General features: G+C 54.5%; 3 protein-coding genes and 1 pseudogene. 3 read left to right on the forward strand and 1 reads right to left on the reverse strand.

Features of this window, described 5'->3' with window-relative positions:
- Position 1 precedes the first annotated feature (1 nt).
- Entirely contained in the window at positions 2-217 is a 216-nt protein-coding gene (locus ABCW45_RS14255; protein WP_118480840.1) for a transposon-transfer assisting family protein, read from the forward strand.
- Positions 218-312: 95 nt separating this feature from the next.
- Here ABCW45_RS14255 and ABCW45_RS14260 read toward each other — a convergent pair whose 3' ends face one another.
- Positions 313-1080 carry a hypothetical protein gene (locus tag ABCW45_RS14260; protein ID WP_343221049.1) on the reverse strand — a complete coding sequence of 256 codons (768 nt, stop codon included), beginning with the start codon at positions 1078-1080 and terminating at the stop codon, positions 313-315.
- Here ABCW45_RS14260 and ABCW45_RS14265 point away from each other — a divergent pair.
- Together ABCW45_RS14265 and ABCW45_RS14270 are read left to right on the forward strand one after the other, a co-directional pair.
- Positions 1067-1423 carry a TnpV protein gene (locus ABCW45_RS14265; protein WP_343221050.1) on the forward strand — a complete coding sequence of 119 codons (357 nt, stop codon included), beginning with the start codon at positions 1067-1069 and terminating at the stop codon, positions 1421-1423. The genes ABCW45_RS14260 and ABCW45_RS14265 overlap by 14 nt on opposite strands.
- Before the next feature lie 110 nt (positions 1424-1533).
- Positions 1534-6140: pseudogene (locus ABCW45_RS14270) on the forward strand (SNF2-related protein); the annotation flags it as partial.

A 6140-nucleotide genomic window follows, 5' to 3' on the forward strand; every position in this document is an offset into this window, starting at 1 on the left:
TATGGGAAACTTTACTTTTGAGGAAATGAACCTGATGTGCATTTACAATACCGGCAGCCGCACCGGGCTGATTGACAGTCTGCGTGAGATGTGCGGCGAGCTTTCGCCGGAGGAAACGGAACTGAGGGAATTGACCGACAGCGCCCTTACGAAGCTCTGTGCGATGACCGATGAGGACTTTGCCCAGCTGGAGCTGTACCCGGATTTTGACCAGTAAACACCATAACCGCAGGGATGGGGTGGCAATTTGCCACCCCACCTTTTACCCCAAAACTGAAAGGAGGACAGAACACCATGCCAACCAAAGCTGAACTATATGCACAGATGGCGGACAAGGTGGCAACGCAGCTCACGGGGAGCTGGCAGGAATGGGCAGGGTTTCTCACTACTGCTTCCCGCCTTTACAAGTACCCGTTCCATGAGCAGCTGATGATCTATGCCCAGCGACCGGACGCCACCGCCTGTGCGGAGTACGATTTGTGGAATGAAAAGATGGGCCGTTATGTAAGGCGCGGTTCCAAGGGAATCGCTCTGGTGGATGATTCCGGGGACAGACCTCGCCTGCGTTATGTCTTTGACATTTCCGACACCGGAACCCGTGAACATTCCCGCACTCCCTGGCTGTGGCAGTTGGAGGAGCGCTATCTGGATTCCGTGCAGGCCATGCTGGAGCGCACCTATGATGTTTCCGGTGAGGATCTTGCCGGACAGCTCACGGAGGTAGCCGGAAAACTGGCCGAGGAATACTGGACGGAGCATCAGCAGGACTTCTTCTATATCGTTGACGGTTCCTTTTTGGAGGAATATGATGAGTATAACATCGGAGTGCAGTTCAAGGCAGCCGCCACCGTCAGCATCACTTACGCTTTGATGTCCCGCTGTGGACTGGAGCCGGAACGCTACTTCGACCACGAAGATTTCATGGCGATCTTTGATTTCAACACCCCGTCCACCATCGGGGCGCTGGGAACAGCGGTCAGCCAGATCAACCAGCAGGTGCTGCGGCAGATCGGCGTTACCGTCCGAAATGCAGAGCGCGAAGCCAACCAAGAAAGGAGCAAACAAGATGAACAATCCCATGACCTATATCCAGAACGGAGACTATCTGATTCCCGACCTGAAGCTGAGCCAGCAGCCGGAGAAACCCCTGGGCAAGTACGGCAGGATGAGGAAAACCTACCTGAAGGAACATCGTCCCATCCTCTACAACCAGATGTTGCTGAGCGAGAAGCTGTACCCGCACCTTCTGGAGATCGACGAGACCGCCCAGAGCAGACTGGAGCAGATGATGCCCCAGCTGGCGAAGGAAGCGGGAGCCACCGAGAAACTGAAAGCCAGCGATCCCATGAAGTGGGTGGGGCTGATGAACACCTGCAAAGCTCAGGCCGAGGAAATCCTGATGGCGGAGCTTATCAACAGCTGACTCTAAACCTGTTCCTCTCCGAAGCGGAACAGATCCAATCCATAGACGAAGCAGAGAATGTAGCGCATACATCCTCTGCTTTTTCTTTTGCCCAAAATGACATCGACCATGTGCTGCGTTTGGGCGGCAATACAGACCGTCAAAGGGAGCGTGTGGTTGCAGCCTTTGAAAAGCAGAAAACCACCGCTGAGATTGCCGAGATACTGAAAACGCTGTACCACGGCGGCAATGGCCTTGGCAGTGTGAGCGCATGGTATGCCGAGGATGGTATCCATCTTTCCCACGGGAAGTCTGTCCGTTATGACAGGTCTGCCCAGGTCATTTCCTGGGAGAGCGCCGCAGAGCGTATCGGGGAGCTTTTGGAGAGCGGCCAGTTTGCCTCCAATGTGGAGCTTGCGGAAGCGGCAGGCTATGAACGCTCCCTCCTTTCAGAAAAGCTCTGGTATCTGTACCACGATTTCAGCGAGGAAGCCAGAGAAGCCGGATATTTGTCTTGCTTGTCGAGTATCCAGCGCAATGGGTTTCCGACAGAAACAGAATGGCTTGCCGAGCAGCTGAACAGCCCGGAGTTTCGTAAGACCCTCAAGGAAGAATACGCTGCCTTCTGGACTGCCTATCAGCAGGACCGTGACCTGTTGCGTTTTCACTATCATAGACCGAGGGAGATCTGGGAGAACCTGAAGGACCTTGACCTGCCCCGCAGGACCTTTTCTTCAGAGCTTTCCAAAGTGCCAACCGTCCAGCACTTTATTACCGAGGATGAGATCGACGCCGCCATGACCGGCGGAAGCAGTTTCGCCGGAGGAAAAGGTCGTATCTATGCGTTCTTCACGGCAAACCATACGGATAAGGAGAAAGTGAAATTCCTCAAAGACGAGTATGGCATTGGCGGACGCTCTCATGCCCTGTCCGGCGCAACACACAGCGGCGAAGAGCACGACGGGAAAGGACTGCACTATAAAAAGCAGGACTGCCCGGATGTTCACTTGAACTGGGAAAAGGTTGCCAAGCGCATTACCTCACTTGTCCAGAAAGACCGCTATCTTACCGAACAGGAACAGTATGACAAGATCCAGTCTGAACAGGAACTGGCCGAAGAAGATGCCATTCAAGCCCAGCAGCCGGAGATGGATGAAGAAACACCAAAGCCTACCCTTGGGGAGCAGTTTGAGCAGTATAAGCCTGTGGTGACTGCCGCCATTTCCGAGGATACCGCATATCGCAATGCCTGCGGTCATTCCGACCGTGAAAATGCTGTCATCGAGGGTAATGCCGCTGTGCGCCGTGCAGTCCTTGGTTCTAAGGATATGGAGCTGATCCGACTCTATTCGGATGTGCCGGAGTTCCGTCAGCGTTTACACCGGGCAGTGATCGACGAGACCTATCCAAAGCTCCATGAGCTTCTGCGCCCTCTTTCTCAGGAAGATATTGATACTGCCCTTTGTGCATGGAACGGCAATATCGAGAGTAAACACGCTGTTGCCCGCTATATGAAAGACCATGCAAGAGAAAAAGATACCGCCGCATGGCTGGCTCAGGAATACGGCGGCAGTAACAGCAACAGCCTGTTCGTTGTCCGTGCCGGCAGCCCGGAGGAAACGCAGCTGCCCTGGCCGAAGGTACAGCGCCGGATTGCCCAGCTCATTCAGGAGGACCGGTTCTATACCGAAGAAGAACAGAACCGTTTTGACGACATCGACCCAATCGCCATCCGGGAAGCTCTGGAAGAAAGAGGGATCGTCAACGGCCAGGTGGCAGACCCGGAAAAACTGGACAATGATCCGTTTATCCAACAGGTGATGTCGGATGTAGAGCAGATCGCAGCTGCTGAGACAGAGCAGACTTCCGAAGTTGCTATTTCCGATGAGGAATATGATGCAGTTCGCCGCCCGACTCCGCAAAGGACTTCCTATGACCCTGCCGCCCCGGTCTATGCTGTGGGCGATACCGTGTATATCGAGAATGACGCCTATCAGATCACCGAGCTGCGGGAGGACACCGTGCAGCTTCTGCCCACCGGCATGGTATATCCCATCTACCGGGCAGAGCGCAAAGAACAGTTCGAGCAGCTGATTCGGGCAGACCGCCGCAATGCTTACTATACCGAGTTTCTTCCTATTGACCCGGACAAGGCAGATCAGGACCTGCGGGATGTATTGACCCATGGACTTATGGATGAAGCAGATAAAAAACAGGTTTCCACGCTGCTGCAATCCGGCAGGAGCAACAGCGAGATCGCTTATTGGCTGAGCAGAGCCTATTCTGGTGAGATCGAGACGCTGAATCTGGAGACCGGCGATACTGCCGATTACCGTACCACGGCACAGGGCATGGAGCTGGAAGTCCTGGACGCAGAGGAAAAGCGTCTGGCTGTGCTGTATTTTCGCTGGGATGAGGTTGCGCCTTTGCTGCGCGGGATGTATGCCCGTCAGCTGGATGGCTTTGGACAGGCACGCCCCGAACCGGCTGTCGAATCCCCGACCTTCCATTCCGAGACTGTGGCCGTCTATCCGGGCGATAAGAACAATCTACCTTATGATGTGGTGGTGGAACGGTTGCATATTGAGGAGCCGGAGCCGCCAGCCCCTGTAACAGAGCCGGAAAAAACCTTTGAGGAAGTGTTGGATGAACACCCGGTTTCCATTCAGGTCAACGGCCAGTGGCAGACCTTCCCCAATGCCAAAGCTGCCGAGGAAGCCTCCTATGAGGAATACAAGGCTAACCTGCGCCGCAATGCACAGAACTTCCGCATTACCGATGAGCATTTGGGCGAAGGCGGTCCAAAAGCCAAGTTCCAAGCAAATGTTAATGCCATTCGTTTGCTGAAAGAGCTGGAATCTGCCGGACAGCAGGCAAGCCCCGAACAACAGGAGATTCTTTCCCGCTATGTGGGCTGGGGCGGTATTCCTGATGCTTTTGACCCAGAGAAACCGGCATGGGCTTCCGAGTATACCCAGCTGAAAGAGCTGCTGACCCCGGAGGAATATGCCGCCGCCAGAAGCTCTACCCTCAATGCCCATTACACCAGCCCTACGGTTATCCAGGCAATCTATGAAGCGGTGGGGCGCATGGGCTTTGAGACCGGAAATATTCTGGAGCCATCTATGGGTGTGGGCAATTTCTTCGGTATGTTGCCGGAGGAAATGCGAAACAGCCGTTTGTACGGTGTGGAGCTGGACCCGGTTTCCGGGCGTATCGCAAAGCAGCTCTATCCCAAGGCGGACATCACAGTAGGCGGCTTTGAGACCACTGACAGGCGGGACTTCTTTGACCTTGCCATCGGCAATGTGCCTTTTGGTCAGTATCAGGTCAATGACAAAGTCTACAACAAGCTGAATTTCAACATTCATAATTACTTTTTCGCCAAAGCACTGGATCAGGTGCGTCCCGGCGGTGTGGTGGCTTTTGTGACCTCCCGCTATACCATGGACGCCAAGGATTCCACTGTGCGCCGCTATCTTGCCCAGCGTGCCGAGCTGCTGGGAGCTATCCGTCTGCCCAATGATGCGTTCAAAAAGAATGCCGGTGCCGAGGTGGTGTCGGACATCATCTTTCTCCAAAAGCGGGACCGTCCGCTGGACATCGTGCCGGAATGGACCCAGACCGGACAGACGGAGGATGGGTTTGCCATCAACCGGTATTTTATCGACCACCCGGAAATGGTGCTGGGCAGACAGGAACCGGTAAGCACTGCTCATGGTATGGATTACACCGTGAACCCTATCGAGGGACTGGAGCTTTCCGACCAGCTGCATGATGCTGTGAAGTACATTCATGGCACTTATCAGGAGGCAGAGCTGCCGGAGCTGGGCGAGGGCGAAGCCATTGACACCTCCATTCCTGCCGACCCCAATGTGAAGAACTATTCCTATGCCATTGTAGACGGGCAGGTGTACTACCGGGAAAACAGCCGCATGGTGTGCCCTGATCTCAACGCTACCGCCGAAGCCCGTGTGAAAGGTCTTGTGGGACTGCGTGATTGTGTGCAGGAACTGATCGACCTTCAGATGGATGCAGCGGTTCCAGACAGCATCATTACCCAAAAACAGGCGGAACTGAACCGACTCTATGACAGCTTTTCTGCCAAATACGGTCTCATCAACGACCGTGCAAACCGGCTGGCCTATGCAGATGATTCTTCCTATTACCTGCTCTGTGCGCTGGAAGTTATCGACGAGGACGGAAAGCTGGAGCGCAAGGCGGACATGTTCACCAAACGGACCATCAAGCCCCATCAGGCAGTGGCTACTGTGGATACGGCAAGCGAAGCACTGGCGGTGTCCATCTCGGAAAAAGCCTGCGTAGATATGAGCTATATGAGTCGGCTTACCGGAAAAACAAAAGAAGCACTGGCCGGAGAACTGCAAGGCGTGATCTTCCGTGTGCCGGGACAGCTGGAACAGGACGGCACACCCCATTATGTGACTGCTGATGAATACCTTTCCGGCAATGTACGCCGCAAACTGCGTCAGGCGCAGCGGGCGGCACAGCAGGACCCTTCTTTTGCAGTCAATGTGGAAGCTCTTACCGCCGCCCAGCCCAAAGACCTGGATGCGTCGGAAATTGAGGTGCGTCTGGGCGCTACCTGGATCGACAAAGAGTACATCCAGCAGTTTATGTACGAGACCTTCAACACCCCGTTTTATCTCCAGCGCAGCATTGAGGTCAACTATTCCTCCTTTACTGCTGAATGGCAGATCAAGGGGAAATCTTCTGT

Origin of the sequence: Pilosibacter fragilis, from assembly GCF_032490495.1 — a bacterium.
Classification (GTDB): domain Bacteria; phylum Bacillota; class Clostridia; order Lachnospirales; family Lachnospiraceae; genus Pilosibacter; species Pilosibacter fragilis.

Bases quoted from the DNA above. Each gene is read 5' to 3' on its own strand.
- ABCW45_RS14255 (WP_118480840.1), top strand. From the start codon at position 2: ATGGGAAACTTTACTTTTGAGGAAATGAACCTGATGTGCATTTACAAT.
- ABCW45_RS14265 (WP_343221050.1), top strand. From the start codon at position 1,067: ATGAACAATCCCATGACCTATATCCAGAACGGAGACTATCTGATTCCC.
- ABCW45_RS14260 (WP_343221049.1), bottom strand. From the start codon at position 1,080: ATGGGATTGTTCATCTTGTTTGCTCCTTTCTTGGTTGGCTTCGCGCTC.